Here is a 16,541-nt window from a genome sequence, read left to right as displayed (position 1 = left end):
TCCCCTGGGCGGGCACGCATCCGCTGTTCGGTCCGGCCAGCCTGGCCAGGGGCGACCTGCCGCGCCGGACGGTGGTGTGTCCGAATGAGCTGCACCCGGAGGCCGTGCGCAAGGCCCGTGCGCTGTTCGAGCGCATCGGCTGCGAGGTGACGGAGCTGTCGCCGGATGCGCACGACGCGCTGATGGCGCGCACCCACGTGCTCACCTTCTTCCTCGCCCACGGACTGCTCAAGGCGGAGGCCGGAAAGGACCTGCCCTTCGCGCCGCCCAGCTTCCAGCCGGTGGCCCGCTTGGAGGAGTACGCACGGCTGGAGGTGCCCCACCTCTTCGGCGTCGTGCAGTCGGAGAACCCCTACGCGCGGGACGCGCGGGTGCGGTTGCTGGACGCCCTCACGCAGCTCCACCTGGGCTGTGACTCAGGGCGCTCGGGCGCGCCGGAGCTTGTCGCCGCGCCGCCCGGGTTGACGGAGGTCCGGGAGCGCGTGGATGCGTTGGACCAGGAACTGGTGCAGTTCCTGAATCGTCGTGCCCAGCTCATCCAGCAAGCCGCCCACCTGAAGTCCGAGCACGGACTCCCGCTGCCAGACGCGGAGCGCGAGGCGAGCCTGCTGGAGACCCGGCGCCAGTGGGCCGAGGCGCAGGGGATGGACGCGGACGCCACGGAGGATGTCTTCCGCGCCGTCCTGCGCTTCTCACGCCGCGCCGTGTCCTCGCGCTCCCGCTGAGCGCGGCGGGCCTCCGCGTCAGCGCTGCGCGGTGGAGGTGGGGTTGAGCACCTTCATCGTGCCCTTCGTCACACCGAACTGCTCATGCACCGCCGCGCGGCGCACTGCTTCGGCGGGGGAGATTCGGCCCGCCAGCAGCTCCTGGTACGCGGAGAGCACGCGCGAAGCCTCCTCGCGAGACTCGCGCACGAACTCCACCCGGAAGCGCCGCACGCCCCGCGCGAGCAGCGACGGCACCAGCGACGCCGCGCTCTGCGCCTGCGCGTTGAACACCGTGTTCCGGCACCCCACGTCCACCACCACCGGATGCTCCAGCCCCTTGTGATCTCTCAGGGACACGCGGTGCTGCTCGCACGGCCGTCCACAGCTCCGGTAGTCACGGCCGTGAGACAGCGTGTGGGAATACACGCAGTGCTCGGTGTGGAACGTGGAGATGTGGTGATGCACCGTCACCGTGAAGCGCTCCGCGGGCAGGTGCTCCAGCATGGCCCCGAGCTGCACCGCGTCCAGGTCATGGGCGAAGGTCAGCGTGTCCAGCCCGAGCCCGAGCAGGTGCAGCGCCGTCACGGAGTTGGTGACGTTGAGCGAGAAGTCCGCGTGCAGGGCAGGGCGCGTCTCCCCGGGCGCGGGAGGCCGCTCCAGGAAGTGCATCATCGCGCCCCAGTGCCGCACCAGCACCGCGTCCGGCTTCAGCTTCGCGATGCGCGCGTCGTAGCCTTCCTCGCCCGGCTTCTGCACGCGCACCGTGGCAATCGTCACGCGCAGCCCCGCCGCGCGCGCACGCTCCACCGCGCGCTGCAGTCCCACCAGCTCCATCCAGTCCAGCTCCACCTCGGGGAGGCCCGCGGCAATCACCGCTTCGAGCTGCTCGTCCGTGCGGCACAGCGGCAGCAAGCGCACGTCCTCCACCGCCCGGGGCGCTGGCCGCACGCGCTCACGCAGCGACGCGCGCAGGGGCTCCAGCGTGGAGCCCGCGTTCACGGTCCGCACCGGACCGCGCGCCACGGCGTCCGACAGCTCCGCCACCAGCCGGCGACGCAGCGCCTTCAGCTCCGACACCGGCAGGTGCAGCCCCGCCGCCAGCCCGGACGTCTCCAGCCCTGCCAGCGTGAAAGGCGTCCCGCCCAGCGCCGCCAGCTTGTCGCGCAGCAGGGCTTCGTCGATGCCGCCCGCGCGCGCCTCGGCCAGCGCGACCTCACTGGACACCTTGGAGACGTGCCCACCGCGCGCCCGGCCCAGCACCGTGAGCGGCGACCCCGCGGCGCCTGTCACGGTCAGCTCCAGGGGCACGCGGCCTTCGGGCTCGCCGCGCCCCAGCAGCTCCTCCGTGCGCTTCGCCAGGGACGGGTCGCTCGTCATCCAGACGCGCTGGCCCGGCTTCACCCGTCCCAGGTCCGGACCGGGATTGCCGAAGCCCAGCACCCAGCCGCGGCCCTTGCGCTCCACGCGGAACAGCGGGCCGCCGGGCTCGTGCTTGTCTTCGGGGTGCCCGTCGTCGAACACCACGCCCATGCCGGGGCGGGGCGACACCTCGGCCGCCACCGGTGTCTCCGTCTCCAGCGGAGAGGACACCTTGCCCACGGGCGCAGCCGCGCGCACGTGCGCTTCGTCCTGGCCCAGCCCGCCCGTCCACGGACGTCCCTCCACGTCGTCCACCACGCGCACGTCCCGGCCGTGCACGGACTCCACGCGGCCCAGGTACGCGCCCCGGTGCTTCGGGAAGCGCCCCTCCACCAGCGTCTGGTGGTCCGAGCCCGCGAAGAAGCCGTGCGAGAAGCCCCGGCTGTACGACAGCGTCATGTCCGCCAAATCCTTGCGCAGCGCGCCCGTGTCCGGCGTCCCCGCGGACACGCCATCCACCCAGCGCCGGTAGCCCTGCACCGCCGTGGCGACGTACTGCGGCCCCTTCTGCCGGCCCTCAATCTTCAGCGAGTGGACGCCAATCTCCACCAGCTGCGGCACCGCCATCACCCCCGCGAGGTCCTTGGGGCTGAGCAGGTACTGCACGTCCCCCAGCTCCCGCGTCTGGCCATCCACCACCAGGTCGTAGGGGAGCCGGCACGACTGCGCGCACTGGCCGCGGTTGGCGGAGCGTCCACCCCACGCCTCGCTGGTGAGGCACTGGCCGCTCCACGACATGCAGAGCGCGCCGTGGATGAAGACCTCCAGCTCCACGTCCGTCTCCGACGCCAGCCGGCGAATCTCCGCCACGGACAGCTCGCGCGGCACCACCACGCGCGTGGCGCCCAGGCCCTTGGCGAAGCGCGCGCCCTCCGCGCTCGAAATCGTCATCTGCGTGGAGGCATGAACCTCCATTTGCGGACACACCGCGCGCGCCACCAGCGCAATCGCGGGGTCCTGGACGATGAGCGCGTCCACGCCGGCCTCGGCGATGCGGCGCAGGATGTCCTCCACCACCGGGAGCTCGGGCTCGAAGACCAGGGTGTTCAGCGTCAGATAGGCGCGAGCCCCGGCGCGGTGCACGAGCGCCAACGTCCCGGGCAGGGTGGCGAGCGAGAAATTCTCCGCGCGTGCGCGTGCGTTGAACCCTTCGTCCAGCCCGAAATAGATGGCGTCCGCGCCACTGGCGAGCGCGGCCTTCATCGAGTCGAGGTCCCCCGCGGGGGCGAGGATTTCGGGGCGGCGGCGGGTCATGGCGCGACCTCTAACATACGGCCCCCGGTTCCGCTGTCGGCCCGGCGAACGTCATGGACGCAGTGCGGCAGGTTTGTTCAAGTCCCCGCCCGGTTGCTTCCACAGGAGACGGGTCCAAATGGCTGATGGCGTGTTCCGGGACGGGCTGCTCGCGGGCAAGGTGGCGTTCATTTCTGGCGGCAGCAGTGGCATCAACCTCGGCATCGCCGAGGCCTTCGTGAAGGCGGGCGCCAAGGTGGCCATCAACGGCCGCAACGTGGAGAAGCTCGAGGCCGCGGTGAAGGGGCTTCAGGCGCACGGCACCGCCATGGGCGTGGCCGCCGACGTCCGGGACTTCGCCGCGGTGGAGAAGGCCCTCCAGACGGTGCGCGAGGCCTACGGTGAGCTGGACGTCGTCGTGTGCGGCGCCGCCGGCAACTTCCCCGCGCCCGCGCTGGGCATGTCCTCCAACGGCTTCAAGGCCGTCATGGACATCGACGTGCTGGGCACCTTCAACATCAGCCGCGCCGCCTTCGAACACCTGCGCAAGCCGGGCGCGTCCCTCATCAACATCTCCGCGCCCCAGGCCTATCTCCCCATGGCCATGCAGGCCCACGTCTGTGCCGCCAAGGCCGGCGTGGACATGCTCACCCGCGTGCTGGCAATTGAATGGGGGGGCTCCGGCGTGCGCGTCAACTCGATTACCCCCGGCCCCATCGACGACACGGAGGGCATGCGCCGGCTCGCGCCCAGCGACGAGGGCCGCGACAAGCTCGCCCAGGCCCTGCCGCTCCAGCGCTTCGGGAAGAAGCAGGACATCGCCCAGCTCGCGCTCTTCCTGGCTTCGGAAGGCTCGTCCTACATCACCGGCTCCATCATGGTCTGCGACGGCGGCCAGTCCCTGCTGGGCGGCGGCGCGCTCATGGCCGCGCTCGGCATGTGATGGGCCGCGTCTGACGGGACATGGGTCACGACAGCCCCGTGGGGTTCCACCCGGGATGCAAAGCTCTGGTGGGGGTCTACTTGGTGAAGGGACTTGTCTGGTAGAAGGCACTGGGACCTCGCGAGTGCTCTCTTCCGTGCGGGGTCCGTTCGTTCCCGGAGCCGCTCATGTCCCGTTGTCCTCTCGCGCTCACCCGGTTGCTGGGGTTGGGCGTGCTGTGCCTCGGCGTTGTGCTGGTGGGGTGTGGTGACAGCGCCACGCCGCCGCTCCCGCCGCCAGCGAAGTCCCTGCCCGACGCGGCGCTCTCCACGGTGCAGGTGGACCGGGTGGAGCAGGTGCTGGCGGACGGCGTGGACCCGGTCACCATCACCGTGACGGTGCGGCAGAAGGACGGCTCGCCCATGGAGGGCCGCACGGTGCGGGTGGAGGTCTCCGGCGAGGGGAACACCGTGACGCAGCCGGCGGACCGGACGAACGCCCAGGGCGTGGCGACCGCGTCCGTGGTGTCCACGCGAGGCGGCTCGAAGCGGGTGACGGCCTCGGTGGATGCCGAGGGCGGCGCGGTGGTGCTGGGCTCGCGTCCCGTCGTCGGCTTCACCGTGCCGCGGGCCTCGCGGCTGGCCTTCGCGGCGTCCTCGCTGTCGGCCCGGGCCGGTGCACCCATCGGTGGACTGGACGTCGAGTTCCAGGACGCCGACGGCCGGCCGGTTCCGTCCATCACGGGCGAGGTGACGCTCTCGCTGGCCGCCGGCCCGGGTGGGGCTTCCCTGGGAGGCACGCTCCGGGCTCAGGCCGTGGACGGCGTCGCCCGCTTCCAGGAAGTGGTGCTGACGCGCGCGGGCCTGGGCTATCAGCTCAAGGCCGAGGCGACCGGCGTCGAGGGCGCCGTCAGCCCTTCGTTCGACGTGACGCCGGCCGCCGCCGCCACCGTCGAGGTGACGGGGCTGCCGCCGAACGCCATCGCGGGCTCCTCGCATGATGCGGAGGTGACGGTGCGTGACGCGTTCGGCAACGTCGCCAGTGGCTATCGCGGCACGCTGAGCGTGCAGTCCTCGGACGCCACGGCCACGCTGCCGGGCGGGCACACCTTCACGGAGGCGAACGCGGGCCGCTTCCGCTTCACGGGCATCACCCTGCGGCGGGCGGGCACTCAGCGCGTCGACGTGCAGGACGCCGCGCAGGCGGGTTTGGCGGGGCGCCAGGACGTGCGCGTCACGGCGGACCGGACCGCGGCGCTGGCCTTCGCGCGCGTGCCCTCGCATGCGTCCGTGCGCGCCGCGCTGACCGCCGTGGAGGTGGTGCTCCAGGACGCGCATGGCAACCGGACGCCCGTGGGCGCGCCCTCGGTGACGCTGTCCCTGGTGTCTGCGGGCGGCGTGCCCTTGCGCGGTGTCACCGAGGTGGCGCCCGTGGAGGGGCTGGCGTCGTTCTCCAACGTGCACGTGGAGACGGAGGGCCGCTACCAGCTCCAGGCCACCGCGGAGGGACTGACACCCGCCACGAGCACGGACATCGACATCATCGATGACGTGGACCCCGCCATCCCTGTCCTCGCCGCGACCGCGGCCACGCCCGACAGCGTCACGGTGTCCTGGACGGCCGTGGGTGATGACGGCGACCAGGGGCGGGCCGCGTCGCAGGCCCTGCATTACTCGCTGAGCCCCATTGAGACGGACGCGGACTTCAACCAGGCGACGCCGGTGGCCGGCCTGGGCGAGCCCGCGGAGGCTGGCACGCAGGAGGCCGCTGTCCTCACGGGCCTTCAGCCTGGCACGAACTACCACGTCGCGCTGCGCGTGGCGGACAACCAGGGCAACGCGGTCCGCTCCGCCAGCTTGATGGTGCAGACGCAGGTGCAGGGCGTCGCGCGGCTCGTCTTCTCCCAGCAGCCCGTGGATGGTGACGCGGGCGACACGCAGCCGGACCTCCGCGTCTCGTTGTTGGATGACGACGGACAGGTCGTCACCACGGCCACGTCGCCAGTGACGCTCACGCTGGAGGATGCGCCCGGCTTCACGCCGTTGCAGGTGGCGGCGGTCGCGGGCGTGGCGACCTTCTCGGGCGTGGTGGTGGAGCAGGCGGGCACGCACCGCTTCATCGCGTCGGCCACGGGCCTGGCCCCGGAGCCCAGCGATGCCTTCACCATCGCGCCGGGCGACGCCGTCCGACTGGCGCTCACGGGGCTGGTCTCACCGGTGGCCGCGGGCGCCGAGGGCAGCGTGGTGGTGACGGCCCATGACGCCTTCGACAACGTGGCCACGGGCTACACCGGCGCGGTGCGCTTCACGTCCACAGACGCCGAGGCGGAGCTGCCGGGCGACCACACGTTCACCGCGGCGGATGCGGGGCAGCGGACCTTCAGCGGCGTGAGGCTGCTGACCGCCGGCGCCCAGAGCGTCACCGTGGCGGACACGGCGCTGTCAGCGCTGACCGACACGCTCGAGGTGGAGGTGAGCACGGGGGCTGCCGCCGAGTTGACGTTGAGCGCGCTCCCCTCGGAGGTGGCGGCCGGCGAGGCGCAGAGCCTCACCGTCACCGCGCGAGACGGCTTCGGCAACATCGTCACGGGCTACACGGGCACGGTGCACTTCGAGTCGGATGACCCGGAGGCGACGCTGCCCACGGACTACACCTTCGTTCCCGGGCAGGACGCGGGGCAGCACACGTTCCCGGTGACGCTGGTGACCGCTGGGGCGCGCTCGGTGACGGTGCGGGATGCGGGCAACGCGGGGCTGACGGCGACGGTGAGCACCCAGGTCCTGTCTGGCCCCGCCGCGCAGTTGACGGTGGAGCTGGCCGCCGTGACGACTCTCGCGGGCGAGCCCGTGGCGGCCACCGTGTCGGTGCGGGATGCACACGGCAACCTCGCCTCGGGTTACCGGGGCACCGTCCACTTCGAGATTCCGGGGGACGCCCAGGCCACTGTGCCTTCGGACTACACCTTCACCGAGTCGGACGCTGGCCAGCGCCTCTTCAACGTGACGTTCGCCGCGGTGGGCAGCGGTCAGCTCGTCGTCACGGACACCCTGACGGCGACGCTGACAGGGACTGCCACTGTGACGGTGCAGCCCGGACTCCTCGCGGCGTTGTCCGTCGTGGGGCCGACGGAGCCCATTGTGGCGGGCGAGCCCCAGTCCTTCGCCGTCTCCGCGCAGGACCGCTTCGGCAACGTCCTGACGGAGTACGACGGAGCGGTGGAGCCCACGTCCACGGACCCGGACGCCGCGCCGTTGTCGACGTACACGTACACCGAGGCGGACCAGGGCGTGCACACCTTCACCATCACCTTCGAGGCGGCGGGTGCGCAGTCGGTGACGTTCACGGATGTCGATGCCGCGGTGGCCGGCACGTATGACTTCACCGTGGAGGCGGGCGAGCCCGTGCAGCTCGTGTTCGTCGCTGCTCCGGAGCCGGGCAGCGTCCTGGCGCCACTGTCCGAGACGCGGGTGGCGCTGCAGGATGGGTTCGGCAATGTGTCGAATGTCACGGCGCCGTCGGTGACGCTCCAGTTGGTGAGTGCGCCGGGGGTGACGCTGGGCGGCACGTTGACGGTGGCGCCGGTGGCGGGCGTGGCCGTCTTCACCGACCTCACGGTGGACCAGGCGGGCACCTTCGTCCTCTCGGCGACCACGGAGGGGCCGTCGCTGCCCTCCGTCGATACGATGGTCACCATCACCGACGACATCGCGCCCGCCGAGCCCGTGCTGAGCGCCAGCCTGGTGGACAACACGACGGTCCGCCTGACGTGGCTGGCCACGGGCGACAACGGCGACCTGGGCAACGCCGCGCGCTACGAGCTGCGCTACAGCGCCGGGCCCATGGACGCGCAGAGCTTCGCGCTGGGCAGCGAGGTGCCCACGGCGGCGCCACGGGCGCCGGGTCAGGCGGAGGAAGTGATTCACGCCCTGCCTCCGTCCCAGGCGGCCACCGGGTACTTCGGGCTCCGCGTCTTCGACGGCGCGAACAACGGCAGCACCGTGGCTTTCGTCTCCATCGAGGTGCCGGGGCCCTGCGGCGATGTCGTCTGCACGCCGCGCGCGCCGGAGTGTGATGAGGATGGCGTGCAGCGTGTCACCTACGCGGAGGCGTGTGTGGTGACGGCGGGCCTGGCGGAGTGCGAGTACACGCCCACCTCGGAGGTCTGCCCGGGACAGGATGGCGTCTGCTTCGAGGGCACCTGTGCCACGGCGCCGGCGCCTGCTGCGGGCGAGCTGGTCATCAGCGAGGTGATGCATCGCCCGGATGCGAACACCACCGAGTACATCGAGCTGACCAGCACCGTCGACGGACCGCGGGACGTGGCGAACCTGCGCATCCGCTTCGACGATGGCGTGGGCGGTGAGACGGACTTCAGCGTGCTGACGACTGGTGACCGGCCGCTCATCGTTTCGGGGCGAGGCACCTTCGTCCTCGCGAACAACACGGAGGCGGCCACCAACGGCGGCGTGGCGGCCCAGTACGGCTACGGGAGCACGCTCTTCGAGCTTGGCCATTCGGGGCACCTCTTCGTCGAGATGGGTGCCACCGTGGTGGATGACGTGGCGTACTCGGCGTCCTTCCCGCAGACGACGGGGCGCTCGATGAACCTGTCGTCCGTGGTGGTGGGGACTCGGGCCAGCCAGCACGCCTGGTACTGGTGTGACTCAGAGGCGCCGCTTTCGGGCGGCGGACAGGGCACACCGGGCGGCGCCAACGCGTCCTGCGGCGTGGAACTCACCGGCCCGGTGGACTACTGCGCCATCCAGTATCCGAAGTCCTTCGCCACGCCCATCCAGGCGGGCCAGCCGGAGGCTGTCTACAGCCAGTTCTACGAGCCCCAGGTGAGCACCCGGAACACGAACGGCAACGACGGCTTCCCGCACCTCGTGGCGGAGCTGGGCTACGGAGCCGACGCGGCCTCGCCGGAGTCGTGGACGTGGGTGCCGGCGCAGCCGAACGCGGGTTACGCCACGTCGGGCAACAACGATGAGCTGGTGGCCCCGCTGAACATCGCGGCGCCGGGCAGCTACATCTACGGCTTCCGCTACCGCTTCACCCAGGGACCCGAGGCGGCCCAGGCGTGGGTGTACTGCGACCAGGACGGCGTCGTCGCGGAGGCGAGCACGGGCAACTACGGCACGGTGACGGTGGTGTCGCCGCCTCCCGTGGCCAACCACGTCGTCATCAGCGAGGTGAGCGGCGGCAACGGAACCGGGACCGCGGCGACCGATGAGTTCATCGAGCTCTACAACCCGACGGACACCGACGTGGACATCAGCAACTGGCAGGTGCAGTACAAGTCCGCGACGGGAGGCGCTTACGCCGGCACCGTCACCATTCCCGCCGGGACGGTCATCCGCGCCCATGGGCACTTCCTCCTGGGGGGCAGCAACTACAGCGGTTCCGTGGCGCGGGACCTGGCCTATTCGTTCGACGCCTCTGCCTCCATAACGGGCGGAGGTCACATCCGCATCGGGCCTGGCCTGACGAACAACGTCAGTGACGTGGCGGTGGACAAGGTGGCGTGGGGCACCGGGAACTCGCCCGAAGGCACCGCGGCGCCCGCTCACCCCGCGACGGGCGGCAGCCTGGAGCGGAAGGCCCTGGACACCTCGACCGCCGCCACCATGGCGGAGGGCGGCGCTGACGCGTCCTTCGGCAACGGCTGGGACTCTGACGACAACGGCGCGGACTTCGTCACCCGGGCCGTCCGTCAGCCACAGAACTCACTGAGCCCGACGGAACAGCCGTAGCCGGGCTGGAGGCACCGCGTTTCTCACGGAGGCCGCCGGGCGTGCATGCGCCGGGCGGCCTCTCGCATTTCCGCCGCCAATCCCTGCTGCTCCCCGGCGTCCGGCGCATTACCTTTGCGGCCGTACCTTCGCCGTCATCACGTCCAGGAGCAGACTGTGTCAGAGAGCCAAGTCCCCGACGCCGCCCGCCTCGTCACCTGCCCACCGGCCGAATTCACGCGCGCCGGTGAGGAGGCCATGGCCGCCGCCCGAGCGGGAATCGCCCAGCTCAAGGCCCTCCGTCCCCCCTATGTCACGCGCGAGGTCCTGGAGCTCTACGACGAGGCCACGGCCGCGCTGGACGACGCGGGGGCCCGCGCCAGCGTCGCCCGCCACGCCCACCCGGACGGCGCCATGCGCGAGGCCGCCGAGGCCGCCGAGCAGGCCCTGGAGACGCTCGGCAACGACATCCGGATGGACCGGGGCGTCTATGACGTGCTGGCCGCGCTGGATTTGTCCGGCGAGGACGCCGCCACGCGCAAGTGGATGGAGAAGGTGCTGCGCGAGTTCCGCCGCGCCGGCGTGGACCGGGATGACGCCACTCGCGCCCGGGTGAAGGCGCTCCAGGAGGAACTGGTCCGCATTGGCCAGGAGTTCAGCCGCAACATCCGCCAGGACACGCGCACGGAGGCGCTGGCGCCGTCCGCGCTGGAGGGCCTGCCCGACGACTACGTGCGCGCCCACCCGCCCGGGCCGGACGGCAAGGTGCGCATCACCACGGACTACCCGGACATCGTCCCCTTCATGACGTACTCGCGGGACGCCCAGGCCCGCGAGCAGATGTGGCGCGTCTTCCGCCAGCGCGGCCACCCCGCCAACGCGGACGTCCTGCAGCGCATGGTGTCCCGCCGGAACGAGCTGGCCACGCTGCTGGGCTACCGGAACTGGGCGGCCTACGCGACCGAGGACAAGATGATTCGGGACGAGCAGGCCGCCTCGGACTTCATCGAGAAGATCGCCGCCGCGTCCGGCGCGCGCATGGAGCGCGACTACGCCACGCTGCTGGAGCGCAAGCGCCGCGACGTGCCCGGCGCCGAGCGCGTCAACCCGTGGGACCAGGCGTACCTGGAGGACCGCGTGAAGGCGGAGCAGTACGCCTTCGACTCGCAGGTGGTGCGGCCCTACTACGAGTACACGCGCGTGAAGCAGGGCGTGCTCGACCTGACGGCGCGCCTGTTCGGCGTCACCTACCGCCGCGTCGCGGACGCGCCGGTGTGGCACCCGGACGTGGAGGCCTACGACGTGTTCGAGGGCACCACGCTGCGCGGGCGCTTCTACCTGGACATGCACCCGCGCGACGACAAGTACAAGCACGCGGCCCAGTTCACGCTGACCAGCGGGAAGTCGGGCCGGCGGCTGCCGGAAGGAGTGCTGGTCTGCAACTTCCCCCGTCCCGGCGCGGAGCCCGCGCTGCTCCAGCACAGCGACGTGGAGACCTTCTTCCACGAGTTCGGCCACCTGCTGCACCACATCTTCGGCGGCCACACGCGCTGGGCGGGCGTGTCTGGCGTGCGCACGGAGTGGGACTTCGTGGAGGCGCCGTCGCAGATGCTGGAGGAGTGGGCGCGTGACACCGCCAGCCTCCAGACCTTCGCCAGGCACCACCAGACGAACGAGCCCATCCCCGCGGACGTGGTGGAGCGCATGCGCCGCGCGGAGGAGTTCGGCAAGGGGCTGTGGGTGCGCCAGCAGATGTTCTACGCGGCGCTCAGCCTGGAGCTGTACCGGCGCAAGCCGGAGAGCGTGGACACGGTGTCGCTCGTGCGCGAGCTCCAGGGGAAGTTCACGCCCTTCCCGTACGTGGAGGGCACCTACTTCCACCTCTCCTTCGGCCACCTCGACGGGTACTCGTCCAACTACTACACGTACATGTGGTCGCTCGTCATCGCGAAGGACCTGTTCACGGTGTTCCAGCAGAAGGGGCTGCTGGCCCCGGAGCCCGCCCAGGCCTACCGGCGCGCGGTGCTGGAGCCGGGTGGCTCCGACGACGCGGCCCGGCTGGTGAATGCCTTCCTGGGGCGCGACTACGACTTCCGCGCCTACGAGGAGTGGCTCAACCAGGCGGCGTGACGGCCCGTCCGCGCTTCAGTTGCGCCCCCACTGCCGGGGGCGCGTGAAGCGGAAGAGGCCACTGGCCTCCTCCTGGGCGATGACGTCCGCCTCGGCGCCGAAGTAGCGGGCACGCACCTCCTGGAGCCGGGCCTCCAGCGCCTCGCCGGAGAGCGTCCGTGCCAGGGTCGCGCGCTCCGCCATGTACCGGAGGCCCGCCTCCCAGCGGGCCTCCCGCGTCTGGTCCAGCGCGTCCCAGCGCCGCAGTGCTTCGTCATCCAGCCCCAGCTCCTGGCGCACGGTCCGCAGGCTGCGCGCGCGTTCGGCCGGTGTCATGCCGGTCAGCTCGCTTTGGATGGAGGGCAGCGCCAGGAAGCGGTTCATCGTCTCCTGCGGATGCCGGGCGAGCTGCGCGGGTGCCCCGTCTCCGTAGACCTCCCCCAGCCGCGCCTTGTAGGCAGCCAGCTTCTCCGCGAGGGGCAGGTCCTGCCTCGCGTCAATCACCTGGAGCGCGTCCACCAGCGCCTGGTGCTTCAGATCCGAGGCCCAGAGGCGCTGCGCCGTCTCCTGCCCGAAGAGCCGGTTGCGCGCATCCCAGACGGCGGCACGCCGCTGCTTCGCGTCCAGCCCTCGCAGGTAGGCGTCGTTGTCCTTCACCCACTTCTCGTAGTCCAGGCGGTCGCGCAGCAGGGCGGCCAGCGCTTCGTACTGCCCGGGAAAGGCCTTGCGAAGAAACGCCTGGAGCTCCTCTCGCCACCGGCCCGGCGAGCGCGTCTGGAAATACCGCATGAGCTGCTCCAGCATCCGGAGCTGGACGGACGGCTCATGCAGCCGCGAGCCGAAGCGCTCGAGCAGTGAGAGGCGCAGCACCTCCCACTCCACGTCCAGGGGCTCCGCCGCTGGGGCGGCTGCGTTGACGGCGCCTGGGATGGGCGGAAGGCGCACCGGGGCGCCCACGGGTGCAGGAAGGCCGCGGCCCTGGGCACTCGCGGTGCTGGGGGCGGGAGGCACGCCAGACGTCTGTCCCATGGGGATGAGTCGCCATCCCACGAGCAGGCCCAGGATGGCGGCACTCGTCCCCAGCACTCGGTTGGCTTGCAGGCGCATGCCGCCGGGTCCTCGGACGTGGCGGCTCCAATGCCAATCGCACTCCGGTCCCTCGCGCGGCACAACAGGGCTCGGATGTCCGCTGAAGCGCCGAGGACACGACGGATGTTTCCCATACAACGCGGGTGCACGGCGAATTCGTAGGATACTTAGCTTTTTAAGGTAATACTGATTATTCGACTTAATGTCAGTGTATGACCCTTCGGGCCAGGCCTCATGTCTGGCATTCAAAAAGGGGAAGACACCATGAAGAAGGCGATGACCTTGTTTGCCAGCGTTTCGCTCGGATTCCTCGTCAGCGCGTGCGGCGGGCCGGAGTTGGAGGATGCTGACGGTTCGACGCTGACCACGGCGGAGCAGGCCATCTGTGAGGGCTACGCTCCGGGCGCCGTGTGTACCTTCAAGTGCACCAGCACGTCCGAGTGGACCTTCGTCGGTGGCGTCGCCTACGGCCAGTGTCAGAGCGTGGCGAACAGCATCTGCGGACGGACGGCTTACGGCGCCTGCTGGAGCCGCTGAGCCCGTCCCGGCCTGACCTCAAGGCCACCTTGCCCGCGGGCGCATCCACCACCATGTCTTCGGTGAGGAAGCGGATGCGCCCGAAGTCACCGCGAAACTGCGCCTCGAAGGCCTCACGCACCTGCGCGAGGCCCCGGCACTGCTTCCCGTCATACGTCTCGTACAGGGCGTCTGGCGTGAAGTACGCCATCACCGCGTCCAGGTCGTCGCGGTTGAAGGCGTCGGTGAAGGCCCGCACGGCCACTTCCAGCGCCCGTCGGCCGGCGTCGTCACCGGCCGGGAGGGGAGGAGCCGCGGGCCCTGTGCTCACGGCTCCACCGGCGTCTGCTGGATGCGCCAGATCTCCTCGGCGTACTGCTTGATGGTCCGGTCCGAGGAGAAGATGCCGCCGCGCGCCACGTTGATGATGCACTTGCGCGCCCAGCCGTCCGCGTCCTTGTAGGCGTGCGCGACCTCCTCCTGCTTCGCCATGTACGACGGGAAGTCCGCCAGCATGAGGTAGCGATCCTCCTCCAGGAGGCTGTCCACCAGCGGCTTGAAGAGGTGCTTGTCCTCCGGGGAGAAGAAGCCGGTGGAGATGAGGTCCAGCGCCTCGCGCAGTTCCTGATGCTGGCTGTACACGTCGCGCGGGCGGTAGCCCTCGCGCTTGCGGGCAATCACCTCGTCCGCCGTGAGGCCGAAGAGGAAGAAGTTCTCATCACCCACCGCGTCGCGAATCTCCACGTTGGCGCCGTCCAGCGTGCCCAGCGTCAGCGCGCCGTTGAGCATCAGCTTCATGTTGCCGGTGCCGGACGCCTCCATGCCCGCGGTGGAGATCTGCTCGGACACGTCGGCGGCGGGGATGATGCGCTCGGCCAGGCTCACCCGGTAGTTGGGGGCGAACACCACCTGCAGCCCCGTGGTGCCCGCGTCACTGTTCACCACCTCGGCGATGCCGTTGATGAGCCGGATGGTCAGCTTCGCCAGGTGGTAGCCCGGCGCCGCCTTGGCGCCGAAGATGAACGCCCGCGGGTGGATGATGGTGGACGGGTCCCTGCGCGCCTTCATCCACAGCGCGACGATGTGCAGCGCGTTGAGGAGCTGGCGCTTGTACTCGTGCAGGCGCTTGATTTGGACGTCGAAGATGGCGTCCGGATTGAGCTGCACCCAGCGCAAGTCCCGGATGTGCCGGGCCAGATCCTCCTTGTTGGCGCGCTTCACGTCGCGGAAGGCCTTGCGGAACTCCGGGTCCTCCGCGTGCGCCTCCAGCTTCGTGAGCTTGTCCAGGTCCGTGGCCCAGCCCTCGCCGATGCGGGACGTAATCAGCTTGGACAGGCGGGGGTTGCACCACGCCAGCCAGCGGCGCGGCGTCACGCCGTTCGTCTTGTTGTTGAACCGCTCCGGGTTCATGGACGCGAAGTCCGTCAGCACGTCCCGGCGCAGCAGGTCGGTGTGCAGCGCGGCTACGCCGTTGACGCTGTGGCTGCCGACGACGGCGAGGTGGGCCATGCGAATCTTCTTCTCCGCCCCTTCCTCCACCAGGCTCATCCGCTGCATCTTCTCCTGGTCGTACGGGTAGCGAATCTGCACCTGCCGCAGGAAGCGCGTGTTGATTTCGTAGATGATTTCCAGGTGGCGGGGCAGCAGCCGCTCGAAGAGCGTCGCCGGCCACCGCTCCATCGCCTCGGCCAGCAGCGTGTGGTTGGTGTAGCCGAACGTCTCCTGGGTAATCGTCCACGCCTCGTCCCAGAGCAGGCGCTTTTCGTCCACCAGCACGCGCATCAGCTCCGCCACGCCAATGGCCGGGTGCGTGTCGTTGAGCTGGATGGCCGCCTTGCGGGAGAAGTCCCGGAAGTCGGTGTGGTTCTTCAGGTAGCGCCGGACGATGTCCGCGATGGAGCACGCGACGAAGAAGTACTGCTGCTTGAGCCGCAGCTCCTTGCCGGCCTGGAACGCGTCGTTGGGGTAGAGGACCTTGGAGATGACCTCCGAGTCGTTCTTCTCCACCACGGAGCGCTCGTAGTCGCCCGCGTTGAACAGCAGCAGGTCGAACTCCTCGGAGGCCCGCGCCTGCCACAGCCGCAGCGTGTTGACGGTGTTGTTGTGGTACCCGGCGATGGGCGTGTCATACGGCACGCCCACCACCGTCTTGCCGCCCACCCAGCGCGCCACGGGGCGGCCATCCGGCCCCTGGTGGTGCTCCACGCGCCCGAAGAAGCGCACCGGCACCGCCTTCTCCGGCCGGACGATTTCCCACGGGTTGCCGAACTTGAGCCACTCGTCGGCGCGCTCCACCTGGTACCCGTCGACGATGTCCTGCGTGAAGATGCCGAACTCGTAGCGGATGCCGTACCCCATGCCGGGGTAGGCCAGCGTGGCCAGCGACTCCATGAAACACGCGGCCAGGCGGCCCAGGCCGCCGTTGCCCAGGCCCGCGTCCGGCTCCATCTCCAGCAGGTTGGTGAGGTCCACCCCCACCTCCTGCATGGACTCGGCCGCCGCTTCGTACATCCCCAGGTTCAGCAGGTTGTTTCCCAGGGCCCGACCCAGCAGGTACTCCGCGGACAGGTAGTAGGCGCGCTTGACGTCCTTCTCGTAGTACGTGCGCGACGTCTTCACCCACCGGTCCGCCAGCCTGTCCCGCACCGCGAGCGACAGCGCCATGAAGCGGTCATGTGGGGTGGAGGACTCGTAGTTCTTTCCGCGCGAATAGCGCACGTGGTCGAGGAAGGAACGGCGCAGGCTGGCCGCGTCGTGCCCGACACGCCCGCTGTCGTCGGTCTGGGCCGGCTGGGCGGGGCGGGGCTGCTGCTG

9 protein-coding genes are annotated in these 16,541 nt (G+C 70.5%); 5 read left to right on the top strand and 4 right to left on the bottom strand.

Translation table 11 applies throughout. From position 1 onward, the window contains the following. A partial coding sequence (locus tag G4D87_RS17660; protein ID WP_163783237.1) for a chorismate mutase occupies positions 1-725 on the top strand: 725 nt, incomplete at its 5' end. A gap of 18 nt (positions 726-743) precedes the next feature. On the opposite strand, the gene G4D87_RS17655 is transcribed toward G4D87_RS17660, so the two are convergent. Continuing rightward, positions 744-3,380, bottom strand: coding sequence for a U32 family peptidase (locus tag G4D87_RS17655; protein WP_163783236.1), 2,637 nt, complete (start codon positions 3,378-3,380; stop codon positions 744-746). A gap of 118 nt (positions 3,381-3,498) precedes the next feature. Between G4D87_RS17655 and G4D87_RS17650 the strand changes: the two genes are divergently transcribed. From G4D87_RS17650 to G4D87_RS17640, 3 genes are all read left to right on the top strand, one after another. Then, positions 3,499-4,302 (top strand): SDR family oxidoreductase, encoded by an 804-nt coding sequence (locus tag G4D87_RS17650; protein ID WP_163783235.1) that lies wholly within the window; start codon positions 3,499-3,501, stop codon positions 4,300-4,302. 167 nt (positions 4,303-4,469) lie between these two features. Further along, positions 4,470-10,034 (top strand): lamin tail domain-containing protein, encoded by a 5,565-nt coding sequence (locus G4D87_RS17645; protein ID WP_163783234.1) that lies wholly within the window; start codon positions 4,470-4,472, stop codon positions 10,032-10,034. Between the two features lie 156 nt (positions 10,035-10,190). Then, the gene (locus tag G4D87_RS17640; RefSeq protein WP_163783233.1) at positions 10,191-12,143 is read left to right on the top strand and encodes a M3 family metallopeptidase; all 1,953 of its coding nucleotides are present in this window, start codon (positions 10,191-10,193) and stop codon (positions 12,141-12,143) included. A gap of 15 nt (positions 12,144-12,158) precedes the next feature. Here G4D87_RS17640 and G4D87_RS17635 read toward each other — a convergent pair whose 3' ends face one another. Then, positions 12,159-13,229, bottom strand: a complete 1,071-nt coding sequence (locus G4D87_RS17635) for a lipase secretion chaperone (protein WP_163783232.1) — start codon at positions 13,227-13,229, stop codon at positions 12,159-12,161. A gap of 246 nt (positions 13,230-13,475) precedes the next feature. Here G4D87_RS17635 and G4D87_RS17630 point away from each other — a divergent pair, with 246 nt between their 5' ends. Continuing rightward, positions 13,476-13,748, top strand: coding sequence for a hypothetical protein (locus G4D87_RS17630; RefSeq protein ID WP_163783238.1), 273 nt, complete (start codon positions 13,476-13,478; stop codon positions 13,746-13,748). On the opposite strand, the gene G4D87_RS39445 is transcribed toward G4D87_RS17630, so the two are convergent. Continuing rightward, on the bottom strand, positions 13,630-13,986 hold the full coding sequence (locus G4D87_RS39445) for a YybH family protein (protein WP_275902288.1): 357 nt from the start codon (positions 13,984-13,986) through the stop codon (positions 13,630-13,632). The two genes, G4D87_RS17630 and G4D87_RS39445, sit on opposite strands and share 119 nt — an antisense overlap. A 68-nt stretch (positions 13,987-14,054) precedes the next feature. Next, a partial coding sequence (locus G4D87_RS17620; RefSeq protein ID WP_163783231.1) for a glycogen/starch/alpha-glucan phosphorylase occupies positions 14,055-16,541 on the bottom strand: 2,487 nt, incomplete at its 5' end.

It is taken from the genome of Myxococcus vastator (genome assembly GCF_010894475.1).
Taxonomy (GTDB): domain Bacteria; phylum Myxococcota; class Myxococcia; order Myxococcales; family Myxococcaceae; genus Myxococcus; species Myxococcus vastator.
The sequence above is the reverse complement of the archived record's forward strand: the minus strand, read 5'-3'. Positions and strand labels throughout refer to the sequence as shown.

Bases quoted from the DNA above. Each gene is read 5' to 3' on its own strand.
- G4D87_RS17650 (WP_163783235.1), top strand. From the start codon at position 3,499: ATGGCTGATGGCGTGTTCCGGGACGGGCTGCTCGCGGGCAAGGTGGCG.
- G4D87_RS17655 (WP_163783236.1), bottom strand. From the start codon at position 3,380: ATGACCCGCCGCCGCCCCGAAATCCTCGCCCCCGCGGGGGACCTCGAC.
- G4D87_RS17635 (WP_163783232.1), bottom strand. From the start codon at position 13,229: ATGCGCCTGCAAGCCAACCGAGTGCTGGGGACGAGTGCCGCCATCCTG.
- G4D87_RS17630 (WP_163783238.1), top strand. From the start codon at position 13,476: ATGAAGAAGGCGATGACCTTGTTTGCCAGCGTTTCGCTCGGATTCCTC.
- G4D87_RS17645 (WP_163783234.1), top strand. From the start codon at position 4,470: ATGTCCCGTTGTCCTCTCGCGCTCACCCGGTTGCTGGGGTTGGGCGTG.